Annotated in this window: 23 protein-coding genes, 1 tRNA gene and 1 pseudogene; 10 read left to right on the top strand and 15 right to left on the bottom strand. The window is 62.2% G+C overall.

The genetic code is table 11. From position 1 onward, the window contains the following. Position 1: 1 nt before the first annotated feature. The 3 genes from GRI97_RS15230 to GRI97_RS15220 all read right to left on the bottom strand — a co-directional run bounded on the left by GRI97_RS15230 (position 2) and on the right by GRI97_RS15220 (position 4641). A complete protein-coding gene (locus tag GRI97_RS15230; protein WP_161392052.1) occupies positions 2–1048 on the bottom strand; it encodes a LacI family DNA-binding transcriptional regulator in 1047 nt (348 codons plus the stop codon). 69 nt (positions 1049–1117) lie between these two features. Then, complete coding sequence (locus GRI97_RS15225; protein WP_161392051.1) at positions 1118–2191, bottom strand: esterase-like activity of phytase family protein; 1074 nt, start codon at positions 2189–2191, stop codon at positions 1118–1120. A gap of 59 nt (positions 2192–2250) precedes the next feature. Continuing rightward, entirely contained in the window at positions 2251–4641 is a 2391-nt protein-coding gene (locus tag GRI97_RS15220) for a TonB-dependent receptor (protein ID WP_161392050.1), read from the bottom strand. 182 nt (positions 4642–4823) lie between these two features. On the opposite strand from GRI97_RS15220, the gene GRI97_RS15215 reads away from it, so the two are divergent. Beyond that, positions 4824–5585 (top strand): competence/damage-inducible protein A, encoded by a 762-nt coding sequence (locus tag GRI97_RS15215; RefSeq protein ID WP_161392049.1) that lies wholly within the window; start codon positions 4824–4826, stop codon positions 5583–5585. Positions 5586–5794: 209 nt separating this feature from the next. Continuing rightward, on the top strand, positions 5795–8116 hold the full coding sequence (locus GRI97_RS15210; protein ID WP_161392048.1) for a TonB-dependent receptor: 2322 nt from the start codon (positions 5795–5797) through the stop codon (positions 8114–8116). A gap of 132 nt (positions 8117–8248) precedes the next feature. Here the strand turns inward: GRI97_RS15210 and rplA are convergent, their stop codons facing one another. Together rplA and rplK are read right to left on the bottom strand one after the other, a co-directional pair. Continuing rightward, positions 8249–8947 (bottom strand): 50S ribosomal protein L1, encoded by a 699-nt coding sequence (gene rplA / locus GRI97_RS15205; RefSeq protein ID WP_161392047.1) that lies wholly within the window; start codon positions 8945–8947, stop codon positions 8249–8251. A 4-nt stretch (positions 8948–8951) separates the two neighbouring features. Next, complete coding sequence (gene rplK / locus GRI97_RS15200) at positions 8952–9383, bottom strand: 50S ribosomal protein L11 (protein ID WP_161392046.1); 432 nt, start codon at positions 9381–9383, stop codon at positions 8952–8954. A 224-nt stretch (positions 9384–9607) separates the two neighbouring features. Between rplK and GRI97_RS15195 the strand changes: the two genes are divergently transcribed. Beyond that, positions 9608–10273, top strand: coding sequence for a PspA/IM30 family protein (locus tag GRI97_RS15195; protein ID WP_161392045.1), 666 nt, complete (start codon positions 9608–9610; stop codon positions 10271–10273). Positions 10274–10376: 103 nt separating this feature from the next. Here the strand turns inward: GRI97_RS15195 and nusG are convergent, their stop codons facing one another. From nusG to GRI97_RS15180, 4 genes are all read right to left on the bottom strand, one after another. Continuing rightward, positions 10377–10913, bottom strand: a complete 537-nt coding sequence (nusG, locus tag GRI97_RS15190) for a transcription termination/antitermination protein NusG (protein WP_161392044.1) — start codon at positions 10911–10913, stop codon at positions 10377–10379. 31 nt (positions 10914–10944) lie between these two features. After that, positions 10945–11139: a preprotein translocase subunit SecE gene (secE, locus tag GRI97_RS15185; RefSeq protein WP_161392043.1), complete on the bottom strand. Its 195-nt coding sequence runs from the start codon at positions 11137–11139 to the stop codon at positions 10945–10947. A gap of 216 nt (positions 11140–11355) precedes the next feature. Next, positions 11356–11514: a hypothetical protein gene (locus tag GRI97_RS18455; protein WP_202392787.1), complete on the bottom strand. Its 159-nt coding sequence runs from the start codon at positions 11512–11514 to the stop codon at positions 11356–11358. Between the two features lie 173 nt (positions 11515–11687). Beyond that, a tRNA-Trp gene (locus tag GRI97_RS15180) sits at positions 11688–11763 on the bottom strand. An 84-nt stretch (positions 11764–11847) separates the two neighbouring features. On the opposite strand from GRI97_RS15180, the gene aat reads away from it, so the two are divergent. Then, entirely contained in the window at positions 11848–12639 is a 792-nt protein-coding gene (gene aat, locus GRI97_RS18695) for a leucyl/phenylalanyl-tRNA--protein transferase (RefSeq protein WP_161392042.1), read from the top strand. 35 nt (positions 12640–12674) lie between these two features. On the opposite strand, the pseudogene GRI97_RS18690 reads toward aat, so the two are convergent. Then, positions 12675–12863, bottom strand: a pseudogene (locus GRI97_RS18690) (DUF2155 domain-containing protein); the annotation flags it as partial. On the opposite strand from GRI97_RS18690, the gene GRI97_RS18685 reads away from it, so the two are divergent. Beyond that, positions 12813–13124 carry a hypothetical protein gene (locus tag GRI97_RS18685; RefSeq protein ID WP_235917901.1) on the top strand — a complete coding sequence of 104 codons (312 nt, stop codon included), beginning with the start codon at positions 12813–12815 and terminating at the stop codon, positions 13122–13124. The pseudogene GRI97_RS18690 and the gene GRI97_RS18685 overlap by 51 nt on opposite strands. Here the strand turns inward: GRI97_RS18685 and GRI97_RS15165 are convergent. The 3 genes from GRI97_RS15165 to GRI97_RS15155 are packed head-to-tail and all read right to left on the bottom strand — an operon-like array spanning position 13097 to position 14623. Continuing rightward, positions 13097–13498 (bottom strand): NADH:ubiquinone oxidoreductase subunit NDUFA12, encoded by a 402-nt coding sequence (locus tag GRI97_RS15165; RefSeq protein ID WP_161392041.1) that lies wholly within the window; start codon positions 13496–13498, stop codon positions 13097–13099. The genes GRI97_RS18685 and GRI97_RS15165 overlap by 28 nt on opposite strands. Positions 13499–13548: 50 nt before the next feature. After that, positions 13549–14043, bottom strand: coding sequence for a DUF192 domain-containing protein (locus GRI97_RS15160; protein ID WP_235917870.1), 495 nt, complete (start codon positions 14041–14043; stop codon positions 13549–13551). 1 nt (position 14044) lies between these two features. Beyond that, positions 14045–14623: a regulatory protein RecX gene (locus tag GRI97_RS15155; protein ID WP_161392040.1), complete on the bottom strand. Its 579-nt coding sequence runs from the start codon at positions 14621–14623 to the stop codon at positions 14045–14047. Positions 14624–14750: 127 nt separating this feature from the next. On the opposite strand from GRI97_RS15155, the gene GRI97_RS15150 reads away from it, so the two are divergent. Next, complete coding sequence (locus GRI97_RS15150; RefSeq protein WP_161392039.1) at positions 14751–16478, top strand: fatty acyl-AMP ligase; 1728 nt, start codon at positions 14751–14753, stop codon at positions 16476–16478. A 48-nt stretch (positions 16479–16526) separates the two neighbouring features. Here the strand turns inward: GRI97_RS15150 and GRI97_RS15145 are convergent, their stop codons facing one another. Further along, positions 16527–16922 carry an MAPEG family protein gene (locus tag GRI97_RS15145; RefSeq protein ID WP_161392038.1) on the bottom strand — a complete coding sequence of 132 codons (396 nt, stop codon included), beginning with the start codon at positions 16920–16922 and terminating at the stop codon, positions 16527–16529. A 175-nt stretch (positions 16923–17097) separates the two neighbouring features. Here GRI97_RS15145 and GRI97_RS15140 point away from each other — a divergent pair, with 175 nt between their 5' ends. The 4 genes from GRI97_RS15140 to GRI97_RS15125 all read left to right on the top strand — a co-directional run bounded on the left by GRI97_RS15140 (position 17098) and on the right by GRI97_RS15125 (position 20247). Then, the gene (locus GRI97_RS15140; protein WP_161392037.1) at positions 17098–18309 is read left to right on the top strand and encodes a toxic anion resistance protein; all 1212 of its coding nucleotides are present in this window, start codon (positions 17098–17100) and stop codon (positions 18307–18309) included. Continuing rightward, a complete protein-coding gene (locus GRI97_RS15135; protein WP_161392036.1) occupies positions 18309–19073 on the top strand; it encodes a hypothetical protein in 765 nt (254 codons plus the stop codon). The genes GRI97_RS15140 and GRI97_RS15135 overlap by 1 nt, the downstream gene beginning before the upstream one ends. After that, on the top strand, positions 19073–19369 hold the full coding sequence (locus GRI97_RS15130; protein WP_161392035.1) for a polyhydroxyalkanoic acid system family protein: 297 nt from the start codon (positions 19073–19075) through the stop codon (positions 19367–19369). Before GRI97_RS15135 ends, GRI97_RS15130 begins: the two co-directional genes overlap by 1 nt. Before the next feature lie 62 nt (positions 19370–19431). Further along, the gene (locus GRI97_RS15125) at positions 19432–20247 is read left to right on the top strand and encodes a hypothetical protein (RefSeq protein ID WP_161392034.1); all 816 of its coding nucleotides are present in this window, start codon (positions 19432–19434) and stop codon (positions 20245–20247) included. A gap of 12 nt (positions 20248–20259) precedes the next feature. On the opposite strand, the gene GRI97_RS15120 is transcribed toward GRI97_RS15125, so the two are convergent. Further along, positions 20260–20700, bottom strand: a complete 441-nt coding sequence (locus GRI97_RS15120) for a DUF2721 domain-containing protein (RefSeq protein ID WP_161392033.1) — start codon at positions 20698–20700, stop codon at positions 20260–20262. Position 20701 lies beyond the last annotated feature (1 nt).

The raw sequence follows: 20701 nt of genomic DNA, 5'->3' as shown, positions 1-20701 counted from the left end.
ATTAGGGACGCGAGGCTGGGTGCTCAGTGCTCGAACCGGCACCATCGGACGGGGCCGCGACCGTCCTCCGCTCGACCAGATTGGTGGTGACGAGCGGCATGGCGGGCAGGGTTTTTGGTCCATCGGCCTCCAACTGTGCCAGCAGCGCCTCGACGGCCGTCGTCGCGATCGTTTCCACCGGCAGTTCGATGGTCGAGAGCGGCGGGATCTGCTGATCCGCCAGGGGGATGTCGTCGAAGCCCAGGACGGAAAGATCACGCGGGATCTGCAGCCCCCGCGCCTGGGCGTGGCGCAGCACGCCGATGGCGATCACATCGGCGGCGGCAAAGATCGCGGTGGCATCGCTGTGCAGCAGCGCATCGATCACCGGCGGTTCGAGATCGACCGAGAAGGCGTTTTCCACCCGAAACGCCAGTTCCCCCTCTGCCGCGATCAGCGCCTGCGCGCCGTCGCATCGGTCGCGCATGCTGGCGACATCGCCTGGCCCGGAGATGATCCCGATGCGGCGATGGCCCATGTCGAGCAGATGCCGCGCGGCAAGTCGCCCCGCGTCGTGATAATCGACGCCGACCGCCGCAAAGCCGGGAACCGTGCGGTCCAGCACCACGGCCGGCATGTGCTTGAGGACGCCCTGCGATGTGTCCTTGTCGCGGATCGGGAACCAGACCAGCCCATCCACGCCAATGTCGCTGACCCGCGACAGGGCAGAATGTTCCAGTTCCTCGTTCCCCTCGGTATCGATCAGGAACATGCCATAACCCCGCGCCCGCGCGCTGCGGAACAGCGCCTGTGCCAGTGTGGGGAAAAACGGGTTGGTCAGATCGGGCAGGACCAGCGCGAGATTGCCGGAACGCCCGGTCTTCATCACCCGCGCAGCGAGGTTCTGGCGATAGCCGATGCGCTGCGCCACCTCGAGAATATGCGCGCGGGTCTGTTCGCCGACCGAGCCTGTGCCGTTGACGGCATAGGAAGCGCTCGCCAGCGACACCCCGGCTTCGCGGGCCAGATCTTTGAGCGTGGGGCGTTTGTCGGAAGAATTACGAGACATCGATGGAAAGACCGGCTCCCTGAGTTGCGGCATGGCACAGGCTGCATATGGGCACAATGTGAGGGTGGATCATGGCAGCAGGCCGGCGGCTATCGTTACCACCAGCAGTTCGGTAGGGCGGTCTGCTTCGAAGCCATTGTCGTTGACGATCAACAGGCGCCGCGAACCATCCGGCTGCATCCCGCCCAGCCAGTCCATTCCTTCCAGATTGCCGAAGGGCGCCCCCGGCAGGCTGTCGAAATCGAGGATAAGAGTTTTCTGCGCGGCCGCCACTGTGCCTGCAGAAAGGCTGGCCATTTGCGCGACATCCGGCGCTGCCCCGAAATCCGCCAGATAGAGGCGATTGTGAAACTGGAAGCGGCCGGCAGCATCAGTGGCGCCGGAGCGTTCCATGACCAGCATGTGGCGATCATCCAAGGCCAGGATTTCGCTGACCCCATTGTCGGCCACAGCGCCTTGCCCCCGCACTGGTACAGCGTCCAGTCGATAGGCATATTGGCGAGCCGGTGCGCCATCCATCAGGCGCGAAAACCGCACCGGCGCCGTGCGGCCGGGGGCGGCGGGCAGCCCGTCTTCGATCAGCGGCCCTTCCATGGCGATCCACAAGGCGCCGTCGGACGTGATGTCCAACCCTTCGAAAGTGGCGTTGTCGCGAATGCCGGACGACTGCCCCGGATCGAGCCGAAGATTGGCCGGCAGGATGATGCGGCCTTGTTCCCGGCCCTGCCGATCGATCCGCAGCACTGCGGGGCCGAAGCCATCGACGACATCACCCTCACTGGTCCACAACAGGCCGGTGCCGTCTGGCATCACCCGGATCGCTTCCGGATCGACCGCCTCCCTGCCCGTACCCGGCGCGGGAAAGGGCAGACCGGCCCGATCGGTGAGGATCACGCGTTTGCCCTTGCCGATTTTTAGCCGTTGCCGGCGATCCTGCGAAATCCTGACGCGATAGAAGCGGGCCGGGCCGTGCCCCGATCGATCATCGCTGATCATCAGCCAGCGCCTGGCCCACCGGTCATAGGCCAGCCCGGATATGCCGCCGAACTGAGCGTCGAAGCGGGTGGGATCGAGCGGGATCCGCTGCTCCAGCCGTACGGCGGGCGTGGCGGTGGCGGTCTCCTCCTCCGCCTGCGCCGGCACGCCGGGGATAATTGCCGCAAGCGCGCATGTCAGGACGGCACACCAAACCCGCGCCGCCATCAGATTTTCGCCCGGAGGGACAGGGTGTAGGTGCGCGGCGATCCAAGGAAATAGCGGTCGAGCGTAATGGCCGGCAAAGCGAATTCCGGTTGGGTGGCAGTGGAGCTGGAAACGGAACCCAGATAGGCCTTGTCAAACAGATTATCGACATTGAGCTGGAAGGTCAGCCCGCGCAACGGCCCGACATCTGTCAGCTCATAAGTCGCCGAGACACCGGCCACCACATAGGACGGGATCGTTTCGACGCTGACCTCGGCGTAGGTCCCATTGGCGACGATATGTCCGCCGACCCGGTCGCCGACATAGCGCAGATTGGCCTGGATCCGTGCGCCCTCCACCGGCCGTACCCCGATCTCGGCGTAAGCGCTGTGGCGCGGGATGTTGCGCACCCGTGCTCCGCCGATGACCCCAACGGCGGCCAGTTGCGCGCGTTCGGTCGATCCGATCGCCGGATCATCATGCCGGGCATCCTGATAGGAATAGCTGGCATAGACATCGATCGGGCCCATCTGCCCCAGCCCGGTCACCTCGATCCCGCGCGTGCGCTGCCCCAGAATGTTGGCGGCGCGGGTCGCGACATTGCCGCGCAGGATTTCATCCGGCTCGGTCGCGCTGGTGTCGTTCGGCACAATGCCGATGTTGTTTTTCAGATCGACCGAATAGGCCTGAACCGACAAAGCGAGATTGTCAGTGGTGTAGCGCAGCCCCAGATCGAAGGTTTCCGACTGGATAGGTTCCAGCGTGGTCGGCGTGATAACGGCGGTCGAGCCGAGGAAGGCATCTTCGGGAATGCCGGCGAAGTTCTTCGCATAGCCGCCATAGATTTCCAGGCGGCGCATGGGCGTCAGCTTGAAGCCGATCTTCGGATTGATGTCCGAATGCTGGGAGAAATCGAGCTGAGCCGAATATTCCAGCGGCGACCGCGTCTTGTAGGCGACATTGAGCCAGTTTACCCCGACATCCAGCCGCAGCAGATCCGGCACGATCTCCACCGAATCCTGCGCATAGAGCATGGTCGTCTCGATGCTGGTCCAGCGTTGGTATTCGACATAGTTCAGCCGCGACGAATCATAGGCGATGCTGGCGACAGGATCGGTGATGCGGAAGAACTGCCGTTCCTCGCTGGAAGTGCCCCCTTCCCACCAGCCGCCAACGCGGATCGTGTGGCCGGCGATAAGATTTTCCAGCTTGAGTTCCGCCGTGGCCCCATAGCGATCACGATCGCGCGGGGTGACGCGCATATCGGCTGGGCCGCCCAGCGCATTGCTGTTGCGGGTGGTGATCAGCGCCGGACGGATCGCCCCACCGTTGGCGTTATAGCCGGTGACGGCATAGGGATTGCTGCCCGTCAGCGCGCGGGCGCGATCCTGATAGCGATAGGATTCGCCGCGCAGGGTTTGATAATAGGGATTGAGCGTCAGCAGAGCCGTATCGCCCAGCTGCCAACCCATGTTGAGATAGGCCATAAAATCCTGCCGCGTGCCCCCCAGCGCGCCGCCAAAATTGACATCGGTCGCTGGAATACCGGTCAACGCATCCGTTGCCTGGTCGGAACGCGGATCGGCGCGGAATTCTGCAAGGGATATGATGTTGAAATCATTGTCCTGCTGATCATTCCAGCTGACCCGACCTTTCAGGAACGAGCCATCGTCAAACATCTTCACCAGCTTGAATTCTGCGTGTTCGCGCGAAGAATGGCGGCTGTCCGGGCCGGTCCAGACGTCGTTTTCCTGCCGCGAATAGCTGGCATAGGCAGACAGGCCCGGCGCAATCTCGCCGCTGTCGAGGCGGATGTAGCCGCGCCAGAAATCATCGGAGCCAAAGCCCGCCTCCAATGTGGCCGACGCCCGGCGCGCCGGATCGTCGGTGACGAAATCCACAAAGCCGCCCAGCGCAAAACGGGAGGGCGCACCGAGATCGCCCGCGCTCTGCGAAACGGTGATGCGCTGGACATTGCTCGATTCGATGAAGCGCTGCGGCGGGGAACCGCCGTTGAAGCGCGCGTCCCCGGTCGGAATGCCGTCGAGCGTGAAACCAACCTGTTCCTTGTTCAGGCCGCGCATGGCGAATTCGAACGAGAAGCTGCCCCCGCGCGCGTCACCAGTGGTCACCTGCAGGCCCGGCACCTTGTTGAGGCTCTGGGTAATATCCGCCCCGAACGGCCGTTCATTGATGTCATCCCGCCCCAGCGCAGCGACCGCGCGGGTTTCACCCCGGCCGATCTTGTAACCGGTGACGATGATCGCCTCCCCCGCATCAGCGGGTTGTCCTTCGGCAGCCTGTTCTTCGGCGGCATGGGCGGGAGCGGCAAAAATGGACAGCGCAAGAACGGGCGCACCACACAGCAGCAGGCAGCGTGACGGCCGGGACGGACGGCGAATGGCAGACATGTTCGGAACCCCTGAGATGTTTCTCAGGGGCCACTGACATGGCGGTGTGACGGTTTAGTGAAACGTTTCACTATTTCACTTCAGGGCCGGAATTCCGGGCTGCAGCCATACCGAGCCCAACTGGTGGGCCATTGTTCACGCAGGCCGTAGCGAGGGGGGCCAAAATGGCGTAGCCGAAGGGCATGACACAGACTGACCGCATCTGGACCGCCGCCCTGCTGGTAATCGGCGATGAGATCCTTTCCGGCCGCACGGAAGACCGCAACATCGCCCAGGTGGCCAAATGGCTGCAGGTCCAAGGCATCAGGCTGACGGAAGTGCGGGTGGTGCCCGACAAGATGGATCGCATCGGCGAGGCGATCAATGCGCTGCGCACGGCCTATGACTATGTCTTCACCACCGGCGGGATCGGGCCGACGCATGATGACATTTCCGTCGATGCCGTCGCCGCCGCATTGGGCGTGCCGGTGGTGATCCACCCGGAAGCACGCGCGATCCTGGAAGATTACTACACCACGCGCGGCGGATTGAACGATGCGCGGCTGCGCATGGCGCGGGTGCCAGAGGGCGCAGACCTGATCGTCAACCGGCTGTCGGGCGCGCCGGGGATTCGCATCGGCAATATCCTCATGATGGCCGGCGTCCCTTCCATCGCGGCGCAGATGCTCGATTCGCTGACCGGCAAGCTGGAAGGCGGCGCGATTCTGCTGAGCGAGACGGTTGGTGGCTGGATCAAGGAAAGCGAGGTGGCCGATCTGTTGCGCATGGTCGAACAGGGCCACAGCCACTGCCAGATCGGCAGCTATCCATTTTTCCGTGACGGCCGGACCGGGGCCAATTTCGTGATCCGATCGACCGATGCCGACGAGCTGGCCAGCTGTGTCGACACCTTGTGCGAAGGTTTGGGCGAGCTGGGATTCGATTTTACCCCCGGCGGAATCTGAGCCCGCTGCTGCCCCTTGATCCCGTTCGAAGCCGCATCCTCACAGCGGTTTGCTGACAAACTTTACGGAACCCAACAGAGCATCTTCCCTCAACCATAACATTCGTTATAGTTGGCATCAGGCAAAACAAAAAAACGCCAACCATATCTTTAGGGAGAGATCTGATGGGGAATATCCTCACGCGGCGTCGCCTTTGCGCGACTGCCGCAATGTCGGCCATTGCCACCGCCCTGGTCCTGCCGATAGCGGCACAGGCTCAGGAGCAGACCCAAGCACCAAGCCAGGCGCCGCAGGAAGAAAGCGGCCGCACCGACGGCATCAATGAAATCGTCGTCACCGCGCAGTTCCGCAACCAGAGCGTGCAGGAAGCACCGCTGGCCATCACCGCAGTCGATGCGGCCCTGATGGAAGCGCGCAGCCAAACCAATGTCGAACAGCTGGCCCAGCGCGCACCGAGCGTCAGCTTTTCCGCCGGTGGCCAGGGCGGCGGCGCCCAGACCGCAGCGGTCAATATTCGCGGGATCGGGCAGAACGATTTTCAGTTCCCCAATGAACCGGGCGTCGGCGTCTATATCGACGATGTGTATTACGGCATTTCCTTCGGCACCGCCTTCGACCTGGTCGATCTGGAACGCGTGGAAATCCTGCGCGGCCCGCAGGGCACGCTGGCAGGCAAGAATTCCATCGGCGGATCGATCAAGCTGTTCAGCCGCCTGCCCGATGCGGATCCGGATGCCTATATCGAGGCCTCGGTCGGTTCGTTCGACCGGATCAGCCTGAAGGCCGCCACCAATGTGACGATCGTGCCCGACAAGCTGTTCGTGCGCCTGACCGGCACGGCCCGCTATGTCGATGGCTATCTCGACCGGCTGGATTATGGCTGCGTCAATGGCGTCGATGTTCCGGGCGGCAATTTCGCCACTGGCGATGATTGCGTGATCGGCACCGAAGGCGGGCAGAATGTTATCGCCGGCCGCGCCGCCGTGCGCTGGATCATCAACGACAGGGTGGAAAACAACTTCATCGCCGATGTGACGCGCGACCGGTCAGAGGCTTCGCCGGGCAAGGCGATCTATCTGCCCGCCTCGGACACTGGTGGCATCAGCTATGTGACCGGGCCGAAGGAATACACAAACTACGCAAACTATTCCGGCTATCTGGGTACGGACAACCAATACACCTTCCCGGCGATCAGCTATCTGAATTCCTGGGGTGTTTCGAACAAGCTGGATATCGAGTTGAGCGACAACCTGTCGATCACCTCTGTCACCGCCTTCCGTCATGCCGATGGTCAAAGCGCCTGGGATGGCGACAACAGCCCGGTCAATCTTTCGAACAACTTCAGCACCTTCACTCATGACCAGTTCACGCAGGAGCTGCGCCTGCTGGCATCGTTCGGTGATCTGCTCGACCTGACGGTTGGTGGATATTACTACAACGCAGACAGCAACCTGGGCGGACGGGTTAATGTCGGTGCAGCCGCGCTGGATTTCAATTCGAATGATCCTTTCAAACAGACCTCAATCTCCGTATTTGCCCATGGCGTCGTCCATGTCACCGATCGCTTCAACCTGACCGGCGGCCTGCGCTACACTGACGAAGACAAGACCTATACTTTCAGCCGCACCAGCCCCATTCCCGGCGTACCGACAGACGTGCGCGTGGCATCGCTCAATGGCATCACCAAGGGTTTTCAGGGAAGCCGGCTCGATTGGCGCGTCGCAGGCGACTACGAAATTGCTGATGACATTCGCATCTATGGACAAGTCGCAACGGGCTTCAAGGGCGGTGGCGTCAACCCCCGACCCTATCTGGAAATGCAGGCTGTTCCCTATGATCAGGAAACCGCCACTTCCTATGAGCTAGGCATCAAGACGATGCTGTTTGATCGCCGCTTGCGGTTGAACCTGGCCGGTTACAAGACCGACTACAACAATTATCAGGGCCTGGTCAGCGCTTGCCCGGATATCAGCCCGCCCGGTTTCCCCTTCTGCTCCGCCACCCGCAACGTCGGTGATGCTGAGATCAAGGGTTTCGAAGTCGAGTTCGACGCTCGCCCGGTTGAAGGGCTGTCGATTGATGGTTCGCTCAGCTACACGGACTTCGAATTCGTAAGAGCCCTTTTCTTCGACACCGATGGCAATCCGCTGAGCATCATTCCCGGCGTCACCCAAGCCCCCTTTGTACCGAAATGGAAATATGCTTTGGGTGCGCAGTATGAGGTCGATGCCGGCAATCTCGGTACAATCACGCCGCGCGTGGACTGGGTGTGGCAATCGGAAATGCAGAGTAATATTCCCAACAGCATTCCAGGATATCTGCTCGGTGAAGTGGAATCACGCGGCCTGCTCAATGCCCGCCTGACTTATCGCACCGTGGACAAGGATTGGGAATTCGCCGTGGCAGCAACCAATCTGACCAATGAGTTCTACTACATGAACAAATACGACCGCGTGTCGCAGTCCGGCAATGCCTATGGCATGCCCGGTCGCCCGCGCGAGATCATCTTCTCGCTCAAGCGCAATTTCTGACGGGAGGGCACCACCCGGCCATTCCGCGCGGATGGCTGGGTATCCTGCCAGAAACGCCCGCGAAGCGGGCTGCGCATATGAAAAGGGCCGGCGGATCGCTCCGCCGGCCCTTTTTTCAATCAGGGTCTGAAATCAGGCGCCTTCGACGTCTGCCAGATCGACCTTCAGGCCGGGGCCCATGGTGGTCGAGAGCGACACCTTGCGGACATACTTGCCCTTCGAACCGCTCGGCTTCGCCTTGACGATCGCGTCAGTGAAAGCCTTGAAGTTGGTGATCAGCTGATCTTCGGTGAAGGACAGCTTGCCCAGGCCGGAATGGATGATGCCCTGCTTTTCCACGCGGAATTCCACCTGGCCGCCCTTGGCATCCTTAACAGCCTGCGCGACGTTGGGGGTCACGGTGCCGAGCTTCGGGTTCGGCATCAGGCCCTTGGGGCCCAGCAGCTTGCCCAGACGGCCAACCACGCCCATCATGTCAGGGCTGGCGATCACGCGGTCATAGTTCAGGTTGCCGGCCTGCATGTCTTCCATCAGGTCTTCTGCGCCAACCTTGTCCGCACCAGCGTCCAGAGCTTCCTGAGCCTTGTCGCCCTTGGCGAACACGGCAACGCGCATGTCCTTGCCGGTACCGGCCGGAAGCGAAACCATGCCACGGACCATCTGGTCTGCGTGACGCGGATCGACGCCCAGGTTCATCGCGATTTCGAGCGTTTCGTCGAACTTCTTGGTCGACAGTTCACGCAGGGTCGCCAGAGCTTCGCTCAGGCCATAGACCTTTTCAGCATCGAGCTGTTCGTTGAGTGCCTTCTGGCGCTTGGTCAGCTTTGCCATGGGTTCAGCCCTCCACCACTTGGAGACCCATCGAACGCGCGGAGCCTTCGATAATCTTGGTTGCCTGTTCGATATCGTGCGCGTTCAGATCCTTCATCTTCGCTTCAGCGATTTCGGACAGCTTCGAACGGGCGATGGTTCCGGCCGACACCTTGCCCGGTTCCTTGGAACCCGACTTCAGATTGGCAGCCTTCTTGATCAGGAAGCTGGCGGGCGGGGTCTTGGTTTCGAAGGTGAACGAACGGTCTGCATAGACGGTGATCACGGTCGGGATCGGCATGCCCTTTTCGAGCTCGCCGGTCGCAGCGTTGAACGCCTTGCAGAATTCCATGATGTTCACGCCGCGCTGGCCCAGGGCCGGGCCGATCGGTGGCGACGGGTTGGCTGCACCTGCAGCAACCTGCAGCTTGATATAGCCGGTAATCTTCTTGGCCATTGCTGACCTCCTTTTCTCACTGTCACCCTGCCCGTCAGGACAAGGTTCATGGTAAGCGGTACAAGCGGCACCCAGGGCACCTCCCGCATGGTTCCCGATTCTGTACGAAGGGAAGCGGGCCCATAACGGATGAACGCCGCCACGACAAGTACCGGTCCCTTTACCCCCGGTTAAGTGCGCAACCCGTAGACACCGGCAGAGAAAACCAGCGCCCTGAGGACAGCATGCGCCAGACCACATCACGCATCAGTGACCTGCTATCCAGCAATGGCAGCGCCATCGACCGGGCGATGGATCCGGTCAAGATGCTGGACCTGCTGCATGCAGAACTGCAGGATCATTCGGTCAAGGCTCGGGCGGAACTGGCGCGCGCACTGCGCGATCGCAAATCCCGCGAATCCCTCGCCAGTGCGTGCGAGGATCTGGCCCGCGACTGGCACGCCAAGGCAAACATCGCTCTGGCGCATCAGCGCGAAGATCTGGCGCGAGCTGCCTTGTCCGAACGCGAACGCGCGCTGGCTGTGGCAGCAGAAGCCCGCCAGGTGGCACAGCAGGCAACCGAAGAAGCCGGCGATATCGTCCGCACGCTGGAGGAGCTGGCCAGCCGGTTGACCGATACGGCCACACGCATCGCCGAAGCGCGGGCCAATACGGCTGCAAAAACCTCCGCCGCGATCGCGGCAGCCGCACGCAATAAAGCGCGGCGGATCGACACGCTGGAACAGCGACTGGAATCAGCCGCCGCGCGCAACAATCAATCCGCACCGCACGATGTTGCTGCCCTGCTGCGGGCGTTCGAACAATTGCAGCACGATGCCAACGTGGAAGAAGAACTGGAGGCGATGAAGGCCCGGTCTTCCACGGAACCCGAAAGCGGAACACGCGAGTAAAAACGTACTGGCCAGCGTCAGCAATAGCGCGCTTGCATACATGCGAAAGGCGCGCGCTGGATTGTACCAACGCGCGCCCTGCATGCGCCTCACGACGACAGTCTTACTTGACCAGTTCGACCTGTTCGAAATCGAGTTCGACCGGGGTACCACGACCGAAGATCGACACCGACACCTTGACCTTGCTCTTGTCGAAATCGAGTTCTTCGACGACCCCGTTGAAGCTGGCGAAGGGCCCTTCCAGCACCTTGACCTGATCGCCGATTTCATAATCGACACTGACCTGCGTCTTGGGTGCAGCCTTGGCTTCCTCGACACCGCCGAAATAGCGTGCAGCTTCGCGTTCCGAAATCGCTTGCGGCTTGCCGCCCGATCCCAGGAAGCCAGTAACCTTGGGTGTGTTCTTGACGAGGTGATAGACATCGTCCGTCATCGTCAGCTTGGCCAGAACATAGCCAGGCATAAACTTGCGTTCGACCTGGATTTTCTTGCCGCGCTTGACCTCTGTCACGGTTTCGGTGGGAACTTCCACCGCTTCGACGCCTTCGGACAGGCCAAGACGTTCAGCTTCCGACAGGATCGATTCGCGAACCTTGTTCTCAAAACCGGAATAGGCGTGGATGATATACCAGCGGGCCATGTTTCTCTTTCGGTGAAATGCGCGAGCCGGATCAGAGCAGCGAGAGCAGCCAGCGCACGACGGCGCCAAACAGGCTGTCTACACCGAGGAAGAACACCGACAAGATGATCATCATGATCGCCACAAAAATGCCGGTGCGATAGGTCTCGGTCAGCGACGGCCAGACAACCTTGGACGCCTCAGTGCGTACCTGCTTGATGAATTCAGCGGGGCTTGTCTTGGCCATGATTCCGGTGTCGCTCTCGCATTTAGACTGAACCGTTTCCGCCATAGGGCCATCGCCACCCCGGCGATAACCGGGAGGGGCTGCGATGCTCCGATGTCGGAAGACGCTGGCGGATGTAGCGATACCACCCGCAATTGGCAAGACAGGCGAGGTTATTCGCGCAGGTAGCCGCGCAACGAAATGGCCGATGCGCGGCTGCGCAAGTGCTAGCTTGAATCAGACCCGGCCGAACAGCCGGTCGAAAAAGCTGGGTTCTTCCATAGGGCGGATCGGCCCATGCATCTGGTGGCGAAGACTGGCATCGCGATAGGGGCGCGGCATCGTCCATTTGTCCGGCGCGCTGCTGCGATAGGTGCGATTGGCAAAGCCCGACATGTGCACAGCTCCCAAATTGTGTTGTGGAACCTAAATGCACGGCTTGCCGCAGAGTTCCGCGGATTCGGCGCATGTGCCGCCCGTGCTCTAGACCAGCCACGACAGCGACAAAGCAAAAACGGACGGTGGCCCAGATCGCAGGCCCGACCATTGAATGTCTTGATTGGAATACCTGGCAGGAGCGGAGGGACTCGAACCCACGGCCCTCGGTTTTGGAGACCGATGCTCTACCAACTGAGCTACGCTCCTGCAGGTTCGGGCGCCTCTATAGCCCAAGTTCGCGCTTGGCAAGCGACGAGCAGCAAAGCTTCTGCTAGCCGAACGAATATGTCGATGCAGGAACCACATATCATCCCGGCGGAGCTGCTGCTGGCGGCCTATCGCGGTGGCATTTTTCCCATGGCCGACAGCCGCGATGATGAAGAGATTTTCTGGGTCGAACCCGATGAGCGCGCCATCATCCCGCTCAACGGATTTCGCTGTTCGCATTCGCTGGCCAAGGTGATTCGCCGCGATCGCTTCATCGTCACCTGCAATCAGGCCTTCGGCCAAGTGATCGATGCCTGCGCCGCGCCGCGCCCCGGCCATCCCGAAAGCTGGATCAGCGGGCGAATCGCGAACAGCTATCGCGCGCTGCATGCACAAGGCCATGCCCATTCGATCGAATGCTGGGATCAGGGCAAGCTCGTCGGCGGGCTCTATGGCGTGGCTTTCGACCGGGTATTCTGCGGCGAGAGCATGTTCAGCCGGGCCGACAATGCCAGCAAGGTCGCATTGGCCTGGCTGGTCGCCCTGCTCCGCCATGCCGGCTGCGAATTGCTCGATTGCCAGTTCATGACTGATCATTTGCAGTCGATGGGCGCCGTGCCCATCAGCCAGGATGAATACCGGGATCGACTGGAAGCCGCCCGCGAAGGACAGCCTGCCGCGCCGCTGCCGCTGGCCTATGTTTCCGTGCTGGGTTCTGCCGGGGCGGCGGGTGCAGCCTCTGGCGTGGGTGACGGAGAGGCGGAGGGTGCGGCGCGCGGTGCAGGGCGTGCGACGCCGGATGCACCAGCATTCGGTTTGAGCGCTTCCTCTTCCCCCGGGAAGCTCATCGCGCAATCCTTGACCCAGACGTCATAAATCGGGTGTTCGACCACGTTCAGGCTGGGCGAATTCTTGAACAGCCAGCCTGAGAAGACCCGTCGCCACTGAAAATCCGATTCGGCATTGGCGCGTTCACGCACGGAAACCTGGACAAATGCCCCGGTCTCCGGCGGGTTTTCCCATGGCGCCGTCCGTTCGCAGCTGGACAGATGGATAACCACATCGCCCGCACGGCGGGTTTCGCCAGGCTTGAGCTGAATATCCTGCGAGAGGTTATTGCGCTTGTTCAGCAGGCCGATCGTGGCGACCCGTTCAGCCAGCGGGGTGCCGAGCTGTTCACCTTCCGCGACCGCCGGCTGTGCCTGACGCTGGTTCGCCAATTCCTTGGGAACGTCGGTCTGTTCAGCCTCTGGTTCCGGCGCGCCGCCGGTGCAGCCTGCCACAATGCCGGCCGCCAGAAGAACCGCCCATCCGGCAAGGCCGGCGCCGGGTTTCACGCGTCGGGCGCCCAAGATTCGTAATCGCCGGTAGCACGGGCACGCTGCCCTCCACGTTCCAGCGCACCCTGCGGGCGATAGGCGCCCGTGGTACCGGTGGCATTGGGAGAATAATCGGCTTCCCAGATCTTTGCGGGCGGCAGGTTGCTTTCCGGCAGATCGTCGAACGCGCCATGCAGCCAGCCATGCCATTCGGCCGGCACGCGGCTGGCGTCATTGGCACCGTCATAGATGACCCAGCGCCGCTCCCGGCCTTCCACGGTCTTCTTCTTCCGCGCGCGGTAATATTTGTTGCCCTGCGCGTCGGTGCCGACATGTTCACCGTTCATAGAGCTGAACAACGAGGTGCCGATGGTCGCACCATCCCACCAGGTGAAGATCTTGCCGAGGATTCCCATGGCCGCGCGTTAGCCGCAGACTGGGGGGCGAAGCAAGCTTTCGCGCGCGCTTACCATTCGACTTTCGCGCCCGGAACAATCCCCAGTTCTGCCGCGCGCCCGCCGTTGAGTTCCAGAATCGCCAGCGCGGGCCCGTCAGAAGGAACCGGGACGGTGGAATATGGCACGGTGTTGGCGGCGATATTGATGATGCGTTGGTCCGCACCGATGAAGATGATGTCGAGCGGGATCAGCGTGTTCTTCATCCAGAAGCTTGCCATGCGCGCCTCTTGCCGGGGGAACAGCATCCCTTCGTCCGGGGCCATTTCGGTGCGGAACATCAGCCCCTGCGCTTGTTCTTCCGCCGTCCGGGCCATTTCCACGCGGAAGCGATGAACACCCTGACCCACCTGCACCGTCAGCGGTTGCACGGCGAGGCCGGAGACGGGGTGCACCGCCGCGACGGAGACATCTTCGGCCACCGCCAGCGACGACCCGGCATTGCCCGCGCCTGGGGAACAGGCGGCCACCGCGATCATCAGAGCTGCAACAAGGATACGGCGCATGTCAGCCATCATCATCTTCCCATTCGGCCGCCCAGCGTTCGGCCGCGTCAACATCCGGCAGGGCCAGGATCGCCCGCGCATGATCCATGCTGTGGCCTGCCCGCAGCATCGCCGCAAGCTGCTTGTCCCGCAAAGCCGGATCGGCAGCGCCACCCGCGCCCCCGGCAAAGGGGCCAAGCCGGCGCCGCCTGGCCAGAGCCACGGCGGCCCGGCGCCGGGCGGTTTCATCCGGACTGACATCCTGGCGGATTTCGGCAGCGATGCCGGCCTCGTTCAGGGCCTGGCTGATTCGCCGCGGTCCATAGCCGCGCCGCAACAGGCTTCCGCTGCGCGCACGGGCAAAGCCAGCGTCGTCGACGTATCCCAGACCGACATAGCGGGCAACGAGCGCCGGCAGGTTTGCATCCTCTTCTCCGTCCCAACCGCGTTCCCGAATCTTGCGCGCCAGATAGCGTTCCAGCTTCGCGCTGCTGGTGGCGAATCGGGCCACATAGGCGATAGCCAGTTCTTCCAGACGCGTGCTATTGAGCGGGCGGATCGTGCGCCGGGTGCGGCCTGATGGTGATGGATCGGACTCCATTGGCCTTATTCGTGCCACAGTCATTGCCAAATGGGGAGGTTTGTTGCGGCTCCGGTTTGTTTCGGCGCCGTTTTCGCCTTATGGGGCGCGCTTTCCGCGCATGCTAGACGGGTATCGCAACAATTTTATGACCGAACTGACACCCACTCCCAACGATTGTGACCTCCCGCGCCGGCGCGCGGATTTCGCAACCTTCACCGAAGCAGTGGATTACGCTGCGCGGAGTGAAAAGGGCCTTAATTTCCATGATATGCGTGGCACGCTGACGCGGGCTTACACCTATCGTGAGATGCGCGAAGATGGCTTGGCCATGGCTCGGCGGCTGGTAGCTGCCGGCGTAGGCAAGGGCGACCGTGTCGCGATCATCGCCGAAACCAGCGCGGAATTTTCCGCGATTTTCTGCGGCACGATCTATGCTGGCGCCTGGCCGGTGCCACTGCCGCTGCCGACAACATTCGGCGGGAAGGACAACTATATCGAGCAACTGGGCGTGCAGCTTTCCAGCTGCGACCCCAAAATCCTGCTGTATCCGGCAGAGATTGCCGAAATGACGGCCGTCGCCGCTGCCCGCCAGGGTTGCGAAGGCGTGGACTGGGAAAGCTTCGCCACCCGCGAACAAAGCCAGGCCGACCTGCCGACCCCGGAGCCGGACGATATCTGCTATCTGCAATATTCGTCCGGATCGACCCGTTTCCCCACCGGTGTGGCGGTGACCCATCGCGCCCTGCTGCACAATCTGTTCGGCCATGCCGATTCGATGGACATCGGGTACAATGACCGGGTGGTGAGCTGGCTGCCCTGGTATCATGATATGGGTCTGGTCGGCTGCTTCCTGTCGCTGATCGCCAATCAGGTGTCGGTCGACTATCTCAAGACAGAACATTTTGCGCGGCGCCCGCTCGCCTGGCTCGATCTGATCAGCCGCAACAAGGGTACCACGATCAGCTATTCGCCGACCTTCGGCTATGACATCTGCGCACGCCGAATCTCCAGCCAGTCGAATGTGTCGGAACGCTTCGACCTGTCGCGCTGGCGGCTGGCTGGCAATGGTGCGGACATGATCCGCCCTGATGTGATGCAGAATTTCGTTAACGCCTTCGCCGATGCTGGCTTCAAGGCGACCGCCTTCACCCCCAGCTATGGCCTGGCCGAGGCGACCCTGGCCGTGACCGTGATGCCGCCGAGCGAAGGCATTCGCGTCGAGCTGGTCGAAGAAGAGCGGCTGAGCGGCACGATCCGCGATCTGTCCCGCCCGGCCCGTTATCGCGCGATCGTCAATTGCGGCAAGCCACTGCCCGACATGGATGTCGAAATCCGTGGCGAAACCGGCCAGGTCAAGGGCGATCACCAGATCGGCAAGGTCTGGTGCCGTGGCCCCAGCGTCATGCATTCCTATTTCCGGAACCCGGAAGCGACCAACGAATGCCTGGTCGATGGCTGGCTGGATACCGGCGACATGGGCTATATGGCCGATGGCTATCTGTTCATCGTCGGCCGGGCGAAGGACATGATCATCATCAATGGCAAGAACCACTGGCCCCAGGATATCGAATGGGCCGTGGAACAATTGCCGGGCTTCAACCATGGTGACATCGCCGCCTTCTCGGTCGAGACCGAAAATGGCGAGGAAGCGCCCGCCGTGCTCGTGCATTGCCGCATATCCGACCCGGATGAACGCGTCCGCCTGCGCGACACGATCCGCGACAAGGTGCGTTCAATCACCGGCATGAACTGCGTGGTCGAACTGGTACCGCCGCGCAGCCTGCCCCGTACGAGTTCGGGCAAGCTGAGCCGCGCCAAGGCCAAGAAGCTTTATCTGTCGGGCGAAATCGAACCGTTCAAGATCGCCGCCTGACGATCACCCATTCAAGAAAGGGCCGGCGATCCATCGCTGGCCCTTTTTCTATCCGAACAACAATACCCCCAGTGGCACCAGCAGGGCCACCAGCCCGACACCCCAAACCAGTGTGCGGATTTTCGGAATCCCGGCCCAATAGAGCGGCAGATAGACCGCCCGCGCTACCAGCCACACCCAGCCCGCCAGCACCGTGACAGGCCCGGCCTTCCCCGCGATCACCACGCCGGCCAGGCCGATGATCGCCAGCGGCAGGGTTTCGAGAAAATTGGCCTGCGCCCGACTCAGCCGCCCGGCTACGGGACTGGGCGGCGGCAGGGTTTCGTCCCGCGCGCCCATATTCCAGTCGCGGCCATATTGCTGTGTCTTCACATGGATGGCGGCAAAGATGTGCACCATCAGCAAAACGCCGGCCAATGCCAGCACCGTCAGTTCACCTGCCATATATCGCCTCCTGCTCAAAAGCGGGTTACCATGCGGGCGGAATGATTTCGAGCAGGGGCTTTTCGGGACAGCGCCAGGGCGCCATGCTTGAAAGGCGTGTCTTGCGCCCCTAATACAGTGGAAACCCCGGAGCGACCGCCCGCGGTCAGGGATCGGAAGAGGAAACAGTTCAGCGATGGCCAGCCAGATCGACACCAAGACCGCGAACGATTTGCAGCTGACGCCGCCCGATCCGGTGCCGGTTGTCGCCCCCGAACGCGCCGCCGGGCTGGTGCCGGTCGATGCGGAAAAGCGCAGCAAGCTGGAAGAAAAGGTGGATGGCTTCGTGGCGGATCTGGTGGCGATGGACACCAATTCCCCCGATTTCGGCAAGAAGGTCGATCAGATCACCAATATGGGCCGCAAGGAGCTGATGTCTGCGGCCGGCATGTCCAACCGCTTCCTCGATCGTCCGGTCCGGGCGATGGACAAGGATGAAGGCGTCGGCGCCAATCTGGCCGAACTGCGCCGCGTGGTGGAAGATCTGGACCCCGGCAAGCGCGGCGCGCTGACCACCCCGCGCAAGATTCTGGGCATCATCCCCTTTGGCAACAAGCTGAATGATTATTTCCGCAGCTATCAAAGTTCACAGACGCATATCCAGTCGATCCTGACCAGCCTGGCCAGCGGCAAGGATGAGCTGCTGATGGACAATGCCGCGATCGATGTCGAACGCACCAAGCTGTGGGAAGCGATGGGAAATCTGGAACAGATGATCCACATCGGTCGCACACTGGATACCAGGCTGGAAGAACAGGCCGCCGATCTCGATTCCAGCGACCCGGCCAAGGCCAAGGCGCTGCGTGAAACCGCGCTGTTCTATGTGCGACAGCGGACGCAGGATCTGCTGACCCAGATGGCGGTCAGCGTGCAGGGCTATCTGGCGCTGGATCTGGTCAAGAAGAACAATGTGGAGCTGGTGAAAGGCGTCGATCGGGCCAGCACCACCACCGTGGGAGCGCTGCGCACAGCGGTGACCGTGGCCGAAGCCATGACCAACCAGCGGCTGGTGCTGCAGCAGATCACCGCACTCAACACCACCACCGCCAATATCATCGATTCCACCAGCAAGATGCTGGCCGACCAGTCGAGCAAGATTCACGAGCAGGCCGCCAGCTCGACCATCCCGCTCGAAACGCTGCAGCGCGCGTTCCAGAATATTTATGACACGATGGACAATATCGATACTTTCAAGCTCCGCGCGCTCGATTCCATGAAGCAGACGGTCACCACGCTGTCGGCAGAGGTGGAAAAATCCAAGGGCTATATCGCGCGGGCGGAAGGCCAGGCACAGGCCGCCGCGCAGGTGACTGCGGGTGAACAATCGCTGCTGTCGCTGGACAATTGATGGCAGACGACCTGACCCGGCAGAGTGATCGCATCCTGACCGAAGGTCGGGCGCTGGTGCGCGACAACCAGCAGGGCGGCCGCCATCGGGCCGCGACGGCGCAATCCATCGGCCAGGGTTCGGCAGAGCTGCGCCGGCGCAATCTGAAGACGCGGATCAGCTGGATCGCAGCATCGCTGGTGGCGATCATTGTTGCCGCTGCCGCCGCCGGGATCGTGCTGGATGGCATCGGCTTTACCGGCGTAATGATCACATTTCTGGTGATCATCACCGCCGTGATTGTCTTCGCCAATTTCCCCAAGACCAAGGCACCGACGCGCGACCAGCTGGCGCGGACGCAGGACGCCCGGCAGCTGGTCGCACGCACCGAATTGTGGCTGGAACACCAGCGCCCCGCCCTGCCCGCCCCGGCAGTCACCGTAGTGGAACAGCTGGGCGTGCGGCTGGACGCGCTGGGCCTGCAGCTGGAACATGTCGATCCGGGCCATCCGGCGGCTGGCGAAACCCGCAAGCTGGTGGGGGAATTGCTGCCGGAAACCATCGACAGCTACCGCCGCATTCCCGCGCAGCTGCGCCGCGAGCAGCGCAGCGGATCGACCCCGGACCAGCAGCTGGTGGAAAGCCTGGGCAAGATCAGTGGCGAAATCGACCGCGTAACCCGCCAGCTGGCGGAAGGATCGCTGGACGATCTGGCCATCCGCACACGCTATCTCGAATACAAATATGGCGACGGACCCGAAGCGCCAGTGGACGGGAAACCCTGATGGAAGTCGCAATTCCCCACACGCTGGACCGCGACACGGTGCGCAGCCGACTGCGCAACAGCAGCCACAAAATCGCCAGCGGGATTCCCGGTGGCATGGCCGAGGTTACCACCAGCTGGCCCGGTGAAGACCGGATGGACATGTCGATCGCCGCCATGGGCCAGACGATCGACGGCTATGTGATCATCGAAGACAGTCAGGTGATCTTCCACGTGGCGCTTCCGGCTGCGCTGTCTTTCTTCGAACCGATCGTCAGCGGCGCAATCCGCGACCAAGGGCAGAAACTGCTGCGCTGAAACCACTTACATCCCTGTCAGATTAGGCTAGATTTCCGGGCAATTTCACAAGGATTGCCGGCATGGCTGCTTCACGACGGTTTCGCCCAACCCTGCCCATGCTGCTGGGCCTACCGATCGCGGCCATGCTGGCGATCGCCATTCCCGGCACGGCGCAGGCGCAGACCTATCTCTGCCCGGGCGGACCGGGCCCTGGCGAATCCCAGATCGGCATGGCCAGCGGGCCTGGCTTCCAGGGGGCGGGCGTCTGCTTCGCCAATCCGGGTGAGACAGGCGATGACACGCCGCTGGTCGATCCGACCTGGCAGCGGCAGGTCTCCCCGGAAACCACGCGCGAAAAGATCGAACAGCTGCGGCAGGCGCTGGCGGATCTGGCGGCCACGCGGCTGGGCATGAACAGCGACGATCCCGGCATCAAGCTGACCCAGATGTCGCAGGATTACGACAATGGTTTCTGGACCTATTCCGAGGTGACCGGGCGCCGGGCGGAACCGGGCGAACATTGCATGGTGCTGTTCACCAGTGCCGAAGGTCTGGTCGGCGTGTTCGGGCCCGGCGGCCCTTATCGCGGCGCCATGCTGAAGTTCTGGGGCCGGAATCTGCCCACACCCGATGACACGGAACTGACCCAGGTGAATCTGTGGCAGGACGAAGAAGCCGAAACCCAAACCGTGCGCGGTTACAGCTACACCGATCCGCGCAGCGGCAGCGGGGTCATTGCGCTGGCCGTGCCATCGGCAGAGGCGGTGCTGGCCACGATGATGGACACGCAGCGTTTCCGCCTGTCGATCGACGGCAGGCAGGTGCTGGATGTCAGCTGGCGCGATGGGCTGGCAGCGCGTGACAGACTGCGCCAATGCCCGGGCAGTGGCGCGTGAGGCAGGTTCCGATCAGAGCTTGCGTTCAAGTTCCAAGAAGGTTTCCGGGATTTCCAGCGCTGCGGTGGCAATGCGGGTTTCATGCAGGAACAGCAGCAGAGCCGCCATCAGCAGCGAAATGGCGACAATAAACACGCCAGCGATGACCGGCTGCAGCGCCAGCCCGGCAAATTCTTCCAGAAACAGCAGCCCGACCACGGCACCGATCGCCAGGCCCGCGAGCACCATCAGCAGGATGGCGCGGCCGATGGTGTTGATCCGCCGCGAAACCAGCCGGATTTCGCGCACGATCGCATCATGTTCCGTCCCCGTGGTGGTGCGGTAGAGACCCTGCAGCTGACGCGAACGGTCCACCACACGCCCCAACCGGGAGGACAGGAGGTTCATTATATTGCCGATCGCCACCAGCACGAACACCGGAGCAAGGGCAAGCTGGATCGTCTGGGCTAACATG

It is taken from the genome of Croceibacterium xixiisoli, from assembly GCF_009827305.1.
GTDB classification, from domain to species: domain Bacteria; phylum Pseudomonadota; class Alphaproteobacteria; order Sphingomonadales; family Sphingomonadaceae; genus Croceibacterium_C; species Croceibacterium_C xixiisoli.
The sequence above is the reverse complement of the archived record's forward strand: the minus strand, read 5'-3'. Positions and strand labels throughout refer to the sequence as shown.